The organism is Reichenbachiella carrageenanivorans, assembly GCF_025639805.1.
Lineage (GTDB): Bacteria > Bacteroidota > Bacteroidia > Cytophagales > Cyclobacteriaceae > Reichenbachiella > Reichenbachiella carrageenanivorans.
In genome coordinates this window covers 1990096-2006636 of the sequence record NZ_CP106735.1, presented here as the reverse complement: position 1 = coordinate 2006636, position 16541 = coordinate 1990096, and the positions used below count along the sequence as shown (strand labels likewise).

Annotated in this window: 6 protein-coding genes; 2 read left to right on the top strand and 4 right to left on the bottom strand. The window is 41.8% G+C overall.

Annotated elements, in window-relative coordinates:
• Positions 1-6 precede the first annotated feature (6 nt).
• On the bottom strand, positions 7-3045 hold the full coding sequence (locus tag N7E81_RS07980) for a SusC/RagA family TonB-linked outer membrane protein (RefSeq protein WP_263052765.1): 3039 nt from the start codon (positions 3043-3045) through the stop codon (positions 7-9).
• A 323-nt stretch (positions 3046-3368) separates the two neighbouring features.
• On the opposite strand from N7E81_RS07980, the gene N7E81_RS07975 reads away from it, so the two are divergent.
• A complete protein-coding gene (locus N7E81_RS07975; protein WP_263052764.1) occupies positions 3369-5303 on the top strand; it encodes an ADP-ribosylglycohydrolase family protein in 1935 nt (644 codons plus the stop codon).
• Positions 5304-5363: 60 nt separating this feature from the next.
• Here N7E81_RS07975 and N7E81_RS07970 read toward each other — a convergent pair whose 3' ends face one another.
• On the bottom strand, positions 5364-6542 hold the full coding sequence (locus N7E81_RS07970; RefSeq protein ID WP_263052763.1) for a helix-turn-helix transcriptional regulator: 1179 nt from the start codon (positions 6540-6542) through the stop codon (positions 5364-5366).
• 93 nt (positions 6543-6635) lie between these two features.
• On the opposite strand from N7E81_RS07970, the gene N7E81_RS07965 reads away from it, so the two are divergent.
• The gene (locus N7E81_RS07965; RefSeq protein ID WP_263052762.1) at positions 6636-9953 is read left to right on the top strand and encodes an alpha-mannosidase; all 3318 of its coding nucleotides are present in this window, start codon (positions 6636-6638) and stop codon (positions 9951-9953) included.
• Positions 9954-10186: 233 nt separating this feature from the next.
• Here N7E81_RS07965 and N7E81_RS07960 read toward each other — a convergent pair whose 3' ends face one another.
• Positions 10187-14737: an IPT/TIG domain-containing protein gene (locus N7E81_RS07960; RefSeq protein ID WP_263052761.1), complete on the bottom strand. Its 4551-nt coding sequence runs from the start codon at positions 14735-14737 to the stop codon at positions 10187-10189.
• Positions 14734-16530, bottom strand: coding sequence for a PKD domain-containing protein (locus tag N7E81_RS07955; protein ID WP_263052760.1), 1797 nt, complete (start codon positions 16528-16530; stop codon positions 14734-14736). Before N7E81_RS07955 ends, N7E81_RS07960 begins: the two co-directional genes overlap by 4 nt.
• Between the last annotated feature and the right edge of the window lie 11 nt (positions 16531-16541).

The window sequence follows — 16541 nt, the reverse complement described above, 5'->3', positions numbered from 1 at the left end:
CTAAAATTAAAATTGAACATTAATACCCGCTACAAAAGATGTAGCCTGAGGATAAGTGATTTCATCCAAACCACCTGCTCCTACTTCAGGATCATAGCCCCAATCATCATACTTAGAGAATACGAGTAGGTTGTTGCCACTTACGTAAACTCTAAGTCTAGAAAAGGTGCCTCCGAAAGCTTCGGGGTTGAAGGTATAACCTAGCTGAACGTTTTTCAATCTCAAGAATGATCCATCCTCGACCCATCTGCTAGAAATATCTGTAGCTTCTGCATCAGACAAGTCTGCTCTTGGTACATCAGTATTCGTGTTAGTTGGAGTCCAAGCGTTCATGGCTTGTGAGCCTACGTTGTAGGTTCTATAAAAACCTATTTGATTGAACTTTGTCGTAGAAAAGATTTCATTACCAGACATTCCGTAGAAACTCAGTGCGAAATCAAACCCTTTATATTGAGCATTCATTCCAAATCCGTAAGTAAAGTCAGGAATTGGACTACCAAGAATTACGTTATCATTGTTGTCGATTACGCCGTCAGGGTTTCCATCTGGGCCACTTACATCCTTGAATTTTGGTGTACCTGCTCTGTGGATCACCACATTATTTCCATCTACTTCATCTGCCTGATAGAGACCGTCAAATATCAAACCATAAAAAGAACCAGCTTCTTCACCTTCTCTTTGAATTACTCGATTAGACTGATTGATTCCTCCCCAGTTGTTAGAAAGAATGTCATTACCATCTGCAAGTGTAGTAATCTCATTATTCACGATTCCAAGGTTACCATTGAAAGTCAAATCTAGATCACCAATTTTGGTCTGGTACAAAGCTGTGAAGTCAAATCCTTTGTTGGTCATAGAACCTACATTGGACAAGAACTGACCAAATCCAGTTGTAGAAGGAACTGCACCTCTTAAAAGCAAGTCAGAAGTTTCCTTATTGTAATAATCAACATTCAAAATAAGTTTGTTGTCGAACAGTCCGAAATCAAGGCCTAAATCCCACTCTGTAACTGTTTCCCAAGAAAGGCTTTGTGCAGTTCTCTCGTTGCTCATCGTGGTGCCTACTACAGTTTGACTACCGTTCAGTACGTATCTCGCTTGTGAGTTTAGTGTGTTCTGAGCCGCATATGCACCTACATTTGCATTACCCGCCTGACCATAACTTGCTCTTAGCTTCATGTCGCTGATCACTGGGACAGCATCCATAAAGCCTTCGTCTCCTACTCTCCACGCTGCAGATAAAGAAGGAAAGGTTCCCCACTTATACCCATCGTTGAATTTTGAGATACCGTCTCTTCTAATCACTGCTTGGAAGATATACTTATCCCTAAAGCTATAATTTACTCTTCCAAAATAAGAAGCAATGGTATTGGTGTACTCATTACCATCTACTTGAGATACTTCAGAGTTAGCGCCAGAGACTGGCGTAGAAGCTACAGATGGAATAGTAGATGCTCCTAAAGTTTTAAAGCTAAATTCTTGAGCAGAAAAACCAGCCATAATTCCGAAACTGTGGTCTCCCATAGATTTGTCGTAAGACAAGGTGCCATCGTACAACCATGATCGATCGTCAGATCTGTACTCAATCAAAGACAAATCCGAAGGGCTCGTGCCACTATTCCATGTTGGAGAGAAAAATCGGCTATAGCCCGAGGTAACGTCGAAACCAAAATTATTTCTAAGTTTTAGGCCTTCCAATAATTCCAATTCCAAATAAGTATTGCCCACTACTCTCAATCTGTTGTTTGACGCAGAGTTCAATTCTTGAATACCGACAGGGTTCTTGACCTGGTCGCTATCATCACCATCAGGCCCGCCGAATCCACCAACATTGTTGTCGTCATACAACGTAATGTTAGAAGGCATACGCACCGCCAAGCTCAGTGGAGTAGCATCAGAATTGGCCATACGGTCTACATTCGTGTTGGACACATACATATTATTGCCCCATTTCAGTATTCCGTATGTGGTCTCTGTATTGGCTCTGATCCCCAATCGTTCCATACCTGTATTGAGTATGATACCATTGTTTTTGTAATGATTGATGCTGACAAAATAGCTAGTGTTTTCTGTTCCTCCAGATATAGATAGATCTTCAGAAGAAACCGAAGCATCAGTACCACCTACAAATAGTTCATCTTGCCAATCGGTATTTACATTATTCGTCAAACTTGGGTAGGTAGATCCTGCCGCCAGTTGATGCGCTCTGTATTCATCTCCAGTGGCCAAATCCAATTTGTTTCTTAAGTTTTGAACACCATAGTAGGCATTGAAATTCAATTTAGGCTCTATGTCCCCCCCCTTTTTAGTTGTAATTACAATGACACCGTTTCCTGCTCTAGCACCATAAATGGCAGCTGAAGCGATATCTTTAAGTACAGTTACAGATTCGATGTCATTAGAATTCAAGGTGGACATAATATTAATTCCTCCCTGATTTCTACCTCCTGCCAAACCAACATCATCATTGCCAGAAATGATCATACCATCTACAATGTATAGAGGCTGACTACTCAGGTTAACTGAATTTTGGCCACGAATCTTGATAGACATAGCCGCTCCTGGTGCTCCGCTAGAAGACTGAATATTGACACCAGCTATTTGTCCTTGGATCGCTTGATCAAAACTTGGGGCAGGAAGGTTTTCGATATTCTTAGCATCTACTGTAGAAATCGATCCTGTTACCTTCCCTTTTTCTTGAGAACCATATCCCACTACTACCACTTCGGATAGCTGAGAGGCACTCTCTACCATTTGTACGTCTATGATGCTTCGGTTGCCTATAGATTGGTTTTGGTCTTCATATCCGATGAACGAAAAGATTAGCTCACCACCCTCGCCAGGTACACTTAGTGAGTACTCGCCGTTCAAGTCGGTTACAGCTCCGTTGGTCTGACCTGAAATGATGACTGTGGCTCCTGGTAGGCCCTCTCCTGCATCATCGGTCACCTTGCCTCGTACCGTTCTTTCCTGTCCCCACGCATCAGAGATGCTAAGACAGCCTAAGAACACCAAGGCAAAAACATAAGTTATTGTTTGTTTCATAAACATGTTTTTTTGTGTGTTGTAAATAGATTTAGTTTTGTAATACATTGAAAATGTTCCAGTTCTGGTCGAATTTCAATGCTATAAACTTGATCATTTATACGCCTGACGCACTTCGCTTTTTAAAATCAGAATGAAATAACCTCAAGATAAAGGCAAGAAATTTGGCTGCACAGAACACGGTATTTTGACCGTTTATTTCCTACCAAAACACCATAAATCACAACACTGCAAAAGACTGGATTTTATATGTAATTAAAAATCAAAAGAATTATTAAAACAGGATTAGCGATCATAGAGGTTCGAATTTCAACAATAGCAATATGCAGAAGATTACGTACAAAGAATACATAAACAAAGTAAGAGGTGGATGGATAGGCAAATGTGCAGGTGGCATCCTGGGGGCTCCTATTGAAGGTTTCAAAACCTTCAACAATATCATCATTGATGACAAACTGTTTGACAACAATTTTCCGAATGATGACTTAGACTTACAAATTCTTTGGTTGGACATGGTCAAGAAAAAAGGCCCTCAAGTAAGAACAAATGACTACAAATCGCACTGGAAAAACCATGTAGATTTTCCTTGGAACGAATATGGAATAGCCACACTAAACATTGAAAAAGGATTGGACAACCCTGATACTGGGCAGTTGAACAACACCATTTGGAATCAATCCATGGGTTCGCCTATCCGAAGTGAAATCTGGGGTATGCTCTGCCCAGGCAGTCCTGCTCAAGCAGCCTTTTATGCGCAAATGGATAGCACGCTCGATCATACCGATTTTTCTGTTGATGCCGAAATGTTTTTCTCAGCTGCCGCAGCAATGGCTTTCTTCAATGACGACATCAATAGCATTATGCGACAAGCTGCTGGGTTTACCTCTGGCGGACAAACGTTCAACACCTTGTATCACGACATTTGTCACTGGCACAAACAATTTGGCGAAGAAATTACCAAACATAAAATAAAGTCAAAATATGGTGATGCAGATTTCACCTCTGCCCCAATGAACGTGGGACTCACCATTTTATCTCTTCTAGCTTTTGGCAATTCCTTTGATGACATTCTTAAGAGTATCAACTATGGTCATGATAGTGATTGTATTATTGCAACAGCAGCCGCATTAATTGGAATCATCAAGGGCTACGATGCCATTCCTCAAATCTGGAAAGACAGAATTGGAAATGACCTGATGGTGAGTCCAGAGATTACAGGCATTGATATACCAGAAACCGTAGAAGAGCTCACCGAAGAAACCTGCAAAATTGGCCTAAACTTTATTGAGCAATTCGGAGATGTGCAAGTAGAAGAGTCCGACTCGGTGAATCGAATAGAAACGTTACCCATAACTCATCACTTGTGCTCAAGTGTCGCTCTATACCCTGACGTAAAATCTGGACAACAAGGAAAAATTAGTATATCAGTAGAAAGTCTGACAGCTAAAGAACTGGGGGTAGACCTAAAAATTGAATCACCAGTTTTTGAAGAAACTTCAATGGTTCATTTCACTACACCCGCTCTGTCTCAAAGTAGCGTAGAAATACCCCTTATTTGGAAAAAAGAGGCTTTACAGAAAATTCAAAGTGGTGAATACACGGCAAAAAATCTACCCTATACCATCAGCACCAAAATCGAAGGGGAGGAAGCCAAGCATGAAAAAGGTATCCCTTTTTATGGCAATTGGATCATGGCAGGTCCATTTGTGACTGATGATGAGGCTCTCACACCAATGAACAAGAAATACCCTGACCATGGATTGCCTTCTATGCCTTCCGTGGCCTATATGAATCATGACAAGGTAGATCGCAAAACCGAATTTCTTTCTTGGGGCACCATCAGTGAACTTTATGCTGGCAAGACCATGGGGCACCCATTTGAAAGTCAACTGATTTTTCCAAAAGACCATACGTTTCCTTTAGGTGATTACTTTTATGGAAGAGGTGAACGGACTATTTATCTACTTACCCAATTCGATGGAAACCCAAAAGACAAGAAATGGTTGTGTATAGGTGCTGCTGGCTATGTGAGAGTATGGCACAATAAAAAACTATGCTATACCAGTGATCAAATCCGAAGAACATGGTCAATGGCTCACAATGCCGAATTGAAATTGGCCAAACAAAATGAAATATTAATCAGAATCGATTTTCCTGTAGATCAATTCGATGTGATGATAGGGTTTAAGCACCACTTGGAAAAACATGCACACCAGAGCCAATGGGACGCAGAGTTGATTCCGACTGTATTGCAATAGTCATAATTTAGACAGTGTTTTAGTGAAGCAAGGGAGGGGTTTATGCCCCTCTTTTAGTTTCTAACTTTCTTTAAATTTCTTGGGTGTCTGACCGGTAAATTGCTTAAAATTTGCATAAAAGGCCGATTCAGATTTGAACCCACAGGCCATCGCTATAGCAAACATCGTTTCTTCTTCATAGTTCTGGTCCTTGAGCATTTTCTTCGCATGATTGACCCGATGAAAATTTACGACCTCATTGAAATTGGTCTTAAGATAAAAATTAAGCAATCTCGATATATGTCTTTTGGGAAGACCAATTTTTTTAGCCAAGCTTTGCTCTGACAATTCACTGTCAGTATATACCTCTTCTAAAAACAAAACATTCATTCGTTCACCACATTGCTTAACTTCCTTTTCGTCTATCACTTTTATGACTTCATTCAAATTCTGAAAAACATTGACGTTGCCTATGTTTCTAGATTGCCCAGAAAATCGGAAAGTAAAAAAGCGGGGAAAACTAGTCAAATTACCATGGGCAATAAGCAATAAAGCACAAGAGGTGAAAAACAGTGCATCCACACTCCACCTCATGGTAGTACCATCAAACCAAAATTCTGTAAAGTAAGTTTTAAGCACAAATAGAATCAAAGCATGCACTACTTTCATGATTAAAAAAACAAAGAGCACATTTAACCAACCACTGAATAGAAATGAAATCGGCTTTCCGTCGCGCTGAAGTTTTAAAATCAGCTGAAAAGTCCCGAAAGCATATATAGCCAAGGAAAACATGACAAAATAAACAACCGTAGTATGTGCTGGTGTGAGCACGTAAGATGGCAAATGAAATGGTTTAGCGGCAAATAGCTGAAAAACCACAAAATATAAACTATAAATCAGAGCAGGCAAATAATGCAAAAAGGCCCATTTGCCTAATTTTTCTTTAGTGATACAGGTAGCAAAATGAAAGATAATAGGCCCGTAAAGAAGCTCTATCACATCATGTATAAATGAAAACTCAGGATGTGAAAATAATACGCCAGTAAACCGGTAAGCATAATGAACAAATACAAGAATAGAAGTAATTGCAAATACGAAAAATAAAAAACGGTTATTCGGCTGTTTCCATTTGAGCAAATAGGCAATGGCGACCAAAAAGGACTGGATACTCACCCAGGCATACCCACATAAAAAGACTATTTCCATAAAAGCTGCTTTTTCGCCATCTCCGAAGTTCAATTCTAGATGTGTCAACCTCAAATCTAACAGAATAATTGATTCTCCTGATTTATTTAAGTCTTTGATTTTTTAAATCAAAATCGCATTCATAGTCCTTCAAATTACTTTAGAACTATGAAAAAAAATTACTTCATTCTTATCCTTCTATGTTGCTCTATACTAGCCTGGAGTCAACAAAGTCCTCCTAATTATATCTCTGAGGAAACCCTTAGTTACATCAAAAAGGCAGCCGATGGCGATCATCTTGCCCTAGAAGGCGGGCACCTTGCACTCGACGGTCATGTGATGCCCTACCCGTTTTTTCAAACACATGAAGTGTTGTATTTGTATCGCCTTAGCCAACTGCGTCATCGTAAAGTATGGCTGGCCGACAGTATGCTTCACAAACCCGATTGGGCTGAAAATTATCCCAACACATCTGGCCAAGAATCAGGGGCGAAAAAAGTAAGCGCCAACCATCTCTCTGGGGATCGACACACCTATGATGCATACTGGCTCGACCTCCCTGCCCTCCCAAAAAACCAAACTGGCTGGGAAAGATTCTTTTGTTTGAAACCTATAGAAATGTCTCTACCCGGGTGGCCAGAAACTACCATCTATATAAACGGAAAATCTAAAGCTGCTCTGATGAGACAGCATTTTTACTGGTCTACCGATGCTTTATTGGACGAATCAAAACCTAATCAAATCTGCCTCAAGTCTTTTGGTATATACGATCACCCAAGAGGCTATCGAGAAATTAGTGTGGTAGAAAGAGACCCAAAAGTAGATGAACTTTATTGGTATATGCGCACGCTTATAGAGTCTGCCTCTATCCTACCCAAAGAAACCAAAGGCTATCTAGCCGTACGCGAGCTGGCAGACTATGTGATGGCATCGCTCGATCTAGACTTGAGTGGAAGCTCGCTATTCCGCACCCAAATAGAAGCCATTTTAGGCGAAGTCGAAACCCGATTTAATGCCCTAGAAGCCATGGCTACTACTGGCCCCACGCTTCGCATGCTGATGCATGGCCACTTAGACAGCGCTTGGCGATGGACCCTCAATCATACCGATGACAAAATAGAGCGACTTGTACTCAACAATCTCTACCTCATGGAGAGGTACCCAGAATACAAATATGTATTTACCACACCTTATCACTACGAACGCCTCAGCGAACTCTACCCAGAGCTTTTTGCACGAGTACTCGAAAAAATAAAAGCTGGACAATGGATTGCCAACGGCAGTACCTATGTAGAAACCGACATGAATTTGCCTGGTGGAGAAAGTATCGTGAGACAATTTCTATATGGCCTCGACTACTATGAAAACACCTTGGGTGTCAACGAGAATGTACTCTTCTTACCCGACACTTTTGGATACCCTAGATTTTTACCACAAGTAGCCCAAGGATTCGGTTTGGATCATTTGATCGCCATGCGTGTAAACACTGATGAAATCGACCATACTATCTATAGATGGAAAGGTATCGATGGCACAGAAATATTGGTCAATGGACTGAGTACTCCTGCATGGGAATACCCCTTTGTGAATGCAGTACATGGCTATCATATCAACAATCCAGAACACTACACAACATACAATGCTCCAGACCCAGGCTCCAGAAGACTTATTGGCACTTGGGATCAATTCAAGGATAAAAGTATCACCAATAATCAAATCTTATTGATCGGATGGGGAGATGGCGGCGGCGGCGGCACCGAAGATCAGTTGGAAATTGCAAAAAAAGTAAAATCGCTACCTGGTACTCCACGCCTAGCATGGACCAATATGTATGATTACATAGCACTACAAAAGACGAAAAAAGATCAGTTTGCGATGTTCGACAAGCGCATACTCCCATCGCCATTCATTCAGCGCACTTTCCTCATGGGAAACGGAATAAAAACTGCCAATCGAGCAGCTGAACAAAGGCTACGAGAAGCCGAAGCTCTAGCGACCATGGCCAGTCTATCTGGCTATTCATACCCTACCGAAAAATTCAAGGTACTATGGAAGTCGCTCTTGCTCCACCATTTTCATGATATCATCACGGCTATGGCTGTACCAGAAGTACTCTCCAAAGCCAACATTACGATCAACGAAATCGAGCAGGAAACCAAAATACTGAGAGATTCAGCATTTGATTTTATTTCATCAAATCTAGCAATGGATAAGGACGGTCTGATCATATTTAACCCAGCTGGAATAGCCATGACTGGCGTGGTGCGTCTTGCAAACCAATCGATGGCTAAAAACAACCAGTTAGTTGACGAACAAGGCATAGTACAAGACGTAGTACAGGACGGCAATGATTTGTTGGTCGATGTGACCAACCTCGCCCCCATGAGCGTTGCCAAATATTATTGGAAGACAGAAAATACAAAACCCAATAATCAATCACTCCCGAGTAACTCCAATGTTTTAGAAAATGATTTAGTCAAAATCATATTTAATCAAAAAGGTGAAATCACCAGCTACCTAGACAAGGAAGTAAATAGGGAATTGGTACCAGAAGGAAAGACATTCAACCGCATGTATGAAGTCAAACACCCGCATGACAGCAATAAAACGAGCCACATTTCGGTTGCAGCCAAAATCAGCAAAACAAAAGTCAATACTTTAGAAAGCTATCTGACCACTACACGCGAATACAAAAAATCCACAATTACTCAACGAGTTTCACTTCAAAAAGGAAGTAAGCAACTTACTTTTGACACGGACATAGACTGGCATGAATTCAATAAACTGGAAGTAGATTTCCCTGTGGACTTTGCTACTTCTCAGGCCAATCATGGGATTCAGTGGGGAACCAACACGGTCACTCGGTCAAACTTCCTGAAATCTGACTCGCTACATGCGCCACTATGTGCACACCAGTGGGCAGATGTATCTGATGATGACTATGGACTTGCCTTATTCGACCGCGTACGATACGGGTACAACTTGCAGCACAATAGTATTCGTTTGGTTTTGTCTTACGGACAATTCAAACATCAATATGAAGAAATGGGTGCAGTAGAATGGAATCATACGGCCTCTGGTGACTTAGGTGGAGATGTCTTCAGCTATGCTGTATACCCACACAAGGGTGACCTTTCTGACAGCGATGTCATTGCTCGAGCCAAAGCTTTTAACACGCCGCTCCTATCCAAGTCGATGCAGGCCCATCCTGCGAAGAGCAATATTGTTTCGACTCTAATCAGTGGGCTACCAGAAAACATTGCCTTACAAACCATAAAAAGAGCTGAAAGTGGAGAGGGCATCATTATTAGACTTTACGAAACGAAACAAATGAAAACGAACTTCGCTTTGAGTTTAAACACCAATCCTAAAAGTGTATTTCAGACAAATATGAAAGAAGAGGTTCAAGATCAATTGAAACTGGATGCGGAGAAAGTATCACTTGAATTTGATCCTTTCGAAATCAAAACACTCCTGCTGAAGTAGTTAGTAGGTTTATTTTTCTCAGGCCTGATGGAGTTTACTTCGTCAGGCTTTTTTATTTCTGACCTTTCAACTTGTCTTGAATAGCAATCGTGAAGAGTGTTTCTTTAGACTCTACAAATCATGAAACTCAACCCGACCACCTCATTGTTTTTTGAAGCAGATATTTTATTGTAATAGACAAAAAAAGCAACTCCAATAATCATTGGAGTTGCTTTTATCCTGTGCTCTGGCATTTATTGTTTTGTCATAAACTTAATGGTCTGAACCCCATTGTTGTTGTGGGTTTTCAGAATAAAAACGCCTTGATGAGGCCAGGGTATTTCTAGTTGTTGTACCATAGGTTGTTGTTTGAACATGCTACGCCCTGTTAGGCTGATGACTTCCAGTTCTCCTATTTCACTGTCTTTACTTTCTATCATCAAATAACCCGAAGATTGATAAACTTTCAGTAGACCCTCCTTAGGATCTATAGCCAACACTTCCGAGCTATTTTCTCCCATTTCCAAGCTTTCAATCATAAAGATTTTTGATTCAGCATAAATATTTACGAGGCCACTCAAATCAGAGACCGTACGAATTTCTATCGATTCCTCTTCTTCCAAAAGTCCATCGAAAAGTGCCTTCACCGTCAGTGTATCTGAAATAAACCTACCGGCTGGTATGGTCAATTTCCTGTCACTTTTGCTCAAGCTAAAGTCTTCGCCTACGCTTGCTGTACCACCAACTTCCACTTGAAAAGTAAAATCCACCTCTAGTGCAAAAGGAATAGTTGCAAAAATGACCGCTTCATCTTGTGTCACTTCTGTCAAAGGTTCATTGCCTTGTGCTCTCAATGTCAAGTGCATTTTTGTATCATTGATGATTTTGATGTCCTGACTAGAAAGATTACCCATATCTACATGGCCTGCCACCACTTTTGAAATCAATACAGTGACAAGTTCATCACTCTCTCCTATTAGGTCGTCCTTGAGTGCTGTCAACGTAACTTTAGAAGACTCTTTTGATCCACTTGAGATGGTAAGTAGATCTGATGACAACAGCACGTCGTCCAAACTACCTGCCAAAGCAATTTGAATTGCCGCACCTTCGGGGACAGCATCTTCAGCAATCACTGAGATTTCCAGTGATTCTTCTCCTGCTTCTGATACTTCCACTTTAGATACTGAAAGAGATACTAAGATTCTATCGTCGAGTGAGAATTCAGGCCCTGTCGCACTGCTAAAACTAGTGATTACACTTACTTCGCCTCCCGTAGTAACGTTGGCAGGCACGGTCACTTCTATTTGCGAACTGCTCTTTACCACATAGGATGAACTAGGAAGCGTGACAGTCCCGATCTTTACCACTTGAACATTCTTGAAATTTTGACCTGTAATGGTGAATTTGCCTCCTACACGTTCATAGTCAGAAGAGATATTGGCTATTTTAGTTTCTCTTACTACCAACTCTATATCATCTATCTTGAAGACATTACTTCCTTGTAGTCCTTCTACTCTGAATCGAACGATGAGATTGTCACTATAAGGCAAATCTTCATTGAGTGTCACCAAAAACCAGCCTGCTTGGCTAGGCAGTGGGTCGAACGTCATCGGCGTCCAAGAGACGGCATCATCTGTACTATACTCTACTTTCATCTCAGTACCGTCCGATGCCCAGTTTTCAAATCTGTAAAGCCCAAACTGGAACGTAGTATTTTGTCGATAAGAATTGATCAAGCCAAATGAAACATGCATATCTTCTTTATCAAAGAAGAAATAATGCGCTCCACTCGCGCCCTCATATTTCTCCGCACCCATATTAAAGTCTGTCGCTTCTTCCTTTGACATACCTCCTAAAAAAGACTCACAACTAATGATCGCATTGCCCGTGATATAGTGATCTTTTGCATTCCAAAAATGCTGTCTTAGGTAGTGATCTTTCACATTGGACCAAGGTCTATTACTTCTATTTAGATAGTTTGGTGGCTGACGATCTCCCCAGTTTTTGGGTTCTATATTGAGGGGATTGTTGAGTGTTTCTTTGAAAAAATATTCAGCTGGCCCGGGCTTGTCATTATCATATACCGTGACAGATATCTTGGACGGTATCACCACATCGTCTAAACCGGCACTGGTAGAAGCCACACTTACGTTTATTTCTTCCATGTACTCTTCCTCAGCATCATCCAGCACTTTCAAGGTCACATATCCAGAGGTCTCTCCTGCTGGAATGAATATAGAAGAAGCAGATAACAAGTAATCCTCCTCGCTTACTTCGGTTCCTTCCACTTCACCTAAAAAGACATACTCGTCAGTAGCCATCGCTGATTCCAATAGAGCCCATACTTTGATTTCCTTTTGTTCTACCTCTGTCACCCAAGTGGTATCGAGTTCGAAAGTGATTCTTGGGCGTGGGTTGTCATGAAATATACTCACATCGTCCATCCACCATCCATTGTTCGAATCATCAGATAGATTGGTGAATCTGATCGTAAGATTGTCAGACTCTGGCACAAAACCAGCAGCCATCATTTGATCAAAGACGAGGTCTCCAGAATGATTGTATGCCAGCTCTACAGCATCGAAGTCTACGCCATTGGTGCTAAATTCTACTCTGAAGTCTTCTCCCATAGCTCCAACTTTGGTTGGCTGAAGTTTGAACCCAAGCCTCAAATCTGATTCTCCAGTGGTATTAATACCAGCCATTTGAAAGGTGTTTTCATCACTTGCTAAAAAGTTGACATAGCTATCAAATCCGCCATTGGCACTTCTCTTGCCAATACGTGCCGTTCCGCTATATACATAGGCATAATCAAAATAGCCATTGCCATAATAAGCTGCTATACTGGTGTTTTCTCTAAATCCAAAAGTCTCTGGCTGTAGAAAGTAGTTTTCGATATATTCATCCAAAATGACCAACTCTGCTGCGGTGGGCAAATCCACCGAACTGATACCTGCACTGACACTAGCAATACCAATATTCATTTTCTCATTCCCTTCTCCCACTAAATCTCTACTGATCACAAACGTAGTAGTAGCCAAAGATTCGCCATCCTTTAGATAAATCTCTGGCACGCCCAAATCTCCCGCACTACTGTATACGGTATAGTCGTCCCCATTTATATTAGTACCTGCAAACGCTAAAATAACAGTCTGATCCCCTCTTACAGGTATTTCTGTTTCAATCGAAATAGTGACTTCTGTTTCATCAGCCTCCTGTACTACTTGCTGATTCAAGCTGAAAGACAGGCTAGGCACTTCGTCGTCTACAATAGTAATGGACACTTCGGGAACAGGATCTCCAAGCACCACTTCACCATTGATCTCAGCTACTGTGATGGCTACTACTTCTGCTATTTCTAATGAATCGTCGTCTACAACAGAAAGCAAGGTTGTGCCAGTCATGTCTCCATCAGCTATGGTGAGTTCGAAAGTCCCTCCACCAATCTCGTACTCTCCAGCCCCTACTCTATCGCCAGCTAAAGCTAGTGTAATGGTCTGAGTTCCGGTTACTGCCTTGGTCACAAAGGCCGTGATTTCAGCTTGATTTCCAGAGCCTTCGATAAGTTGCGCCTTGTTGATTGATAAATCATACAAGGTAGGCGGACTATCATCATCGAATACACTCACTGCTAGCTCGCTGCTAACACCTACTTCCACAGGGTCATCAGCAGAGACTATCGTGATCGTTAAGTTTTTAGTGTCTTCAATATCACTGTCATTGACAATAGTCAAAGTGGCTGTACCTGTAGTCATTCCATCTGGAATAGTGACCACATTGGTCTCTCCAGTACCTCCATTGTCGGTCAGGGAATACTCTGAACCCGTAAGTGAACCGGCAGTAGTAAGGTAAATCTTTGTGTCTCCGCTAACTGCTTCAGTAGCCTCCACCTCTATTTGCATAGATCCTACGGTTTCGTTGGTAACAATCGAAGAGGTTGTAAAACCAACACTAGGAGGAAGGTCGTTCCCTAAGATGATTATATCGTCCATTTTGAATCGATAAGTAGCATCCGTGACTGTAACTCTAAACTGAATCTCCGTGCTTTCTGGAATAGGTACGACTGGAGTCGGCTTGGCATAAAACCAGACATTCGCATTTTGATAAATGGTAGGCATGTTCATGTCTACCCAAGCCCCCCCATTTCCAGCATCTTTATACTCAAACTGGATCACATCGTCCGATTTTTTGTTTTTCCATGGCACATACCCAAAAGCAAAGGTCACTTCCCCGTAACCCATCGTATTGATACCTGAAATGACAAAACTCAGTGCTCCTCCATTGGCATGGAGATAGTTTGCACCAGATGCCCCTGGATAAAGTCCTGTATTCTGAGCTCCATTATTTACAATATCTAATGTTCCATCTCCTGATGTTCTGGATATAGTCATGATACCGTCTTCACTTCCTAAGTCTATGGTTTCATTGTTGCCAGAAGCATCTCCAAACTGCACAAAAGCCAGCGTGTCCAGCTCAGGCTCATCTATCCGCAGTGCCTCCGATGAAGTAAGTGCTATACCATCTACGGTAAACGTACTGGTAGTAGCACCAGCAGGCACGGCAAACACGATTTTATCATCCGAAGACTTATAAAAATAAGTGGCAGCTGTACCTCCCATAGTGACTCCAGTAGCTTCCGAAAGCCCTGTCCCGTACACTTCTACCAGACCAGTAGTGGTGGTAGCAAGTGGCCAAAACCCTGTGAGCTCTTGTGCCATTAGCACTTGAGTCATTGATAATATTAAGACAGGTAAAAGTGTGGCTTTGAGTGCTACTCGCATTTTTTGAATTATTGACCTTCTCATAGCTTATTAATTTTTTGAATCTCCATTAGATTATTTTCTCCTCTGATTTGAAGCAAATACAGACCTGGTTGTAAATGATTAAGCTTCAAAGTCTCCTGTGGCCTGATGTTTTTCTCCATCAATTGCTGACCTTCTAGCGACCAGAGCTGCACATTTATTTGAGTATTAAAACCTTTGAACTGCAGCAGATCGGTAGCTGGGTTAGGAAAAACTTGTATGATATGTGAATCATCTATCCCTGCAACCACCGTATTGGAAACTTCGATGAGGCCATCTGCCTTGATAATAGAAGTAATACCACTTCTGTTGGTCACCTTTAGTTCAATATCCTTCATGCCCAATTCACTAAAAATTACATCGTGCGGTCCTGCACCAGTAGCCGTTTTCGGCTCGGCTGACACACCAAAATCCCATGTATACGCTTTAGCCTCGCCATCTAGCTTAGCCGAAATCATCACTTTGGTACTGAGGGCAATTTTGCTCTTGCTTGCTACGATGGTTCCGCTTAGTGCGCTCACAATAGGCCCTACTGCTATGGTTGTCTTAGCTGTGGTCTCCCCCATCTGATTTAGTACACGTACTTTTATTTCTTGTGCTCCTTGTTTTGAAAATTTCACTTGATGTGGCCCTACTCCAAATCCAATTTGAGGATTGGCGGCAGCACCAAAGTCCCACTCGATAAAGGAAGCAGTACCATCTATGGCCGCCGTCACCTCTATAAGTTCTAATTGGTTGGGACCCAACTTAGAAGCCGAAATGGTCACTCCTGGGCTACTCATGACCACTCCTGCAGGAGCCGTAAACAAAATGTCGTCTATCCTCCAGTTGGTATCGAAAGGATTGGCATCAGCCAATCTGGTAAACCTAAGTCTCAGATTTTCAACTGATGGCAGTTCTTCTTCCAACTCCACCCAGTACCAAATACTATTGACTTCGTTGTTGTATGTAAACTTGCCTACTAGTGAAATCTCCGTCCATTGTGTCCCATTCGTTGAGTATTCAAGTTTGATTCCACTACCTGTATCGTCGTTAGGGACTGCTTCTCCCTCCACGATCGACATTTTCATCATACCAAATTGAAGTTTGACATGATCATATCCAGCAGTATTAAATCCTTCTAAAGAAAGGACTTCATCTGTAGGCTGCAAGAACGCACTATACCTGCCACTGGCATGATCATATCCACTACTCGCATGGTCTCCCCATATGGTACCATAATGAATCAGGCAATCATTGTCTGATGCGAGAGTAGCTACACTTGGTACTCCGCCCCACTGCTGTCCATTGTTTGACGGGTCGATGATACTGAAACCTTCCATCCCATCTTTGAGCACCTGCTTATAGCTATTCGACTCTCCTGTAAAAGCAAGGGCAGTAATGGTATGCATCGAAGTATGCTCAGCACCTGTGGCATCTTTCACTGTGAGTTCGTAAATGTATGCCCCTGGCTCACTGAGCTGAACGGCCAACTTTGATGCTTCGCTTATTACCTGTCCTTTAAGCTTCCAAGTATAAGATTCGATGGTGCTAGTCGGGCTTTCCGAATCACTGCCATCTAGGCTGGCATACAATGGTGTATATCCTTGTGTGATTTGGGCACGAATTACGCTTTTCAAACTGAGATCTACTGCTGTGATGGTTGTGGTAGATACGTCTGTATCTCCTTGATCGTCTTCTACCGTGAGCGTCACTATATATTTTCCTGCTTGGGTAAATTCATGACTCGTAGTACTACCCGTTTTGCTAGTTTCATCGCCAAAGTCCCAACGATAGGATACTATGGAGCGATCCATATATGCAGAGG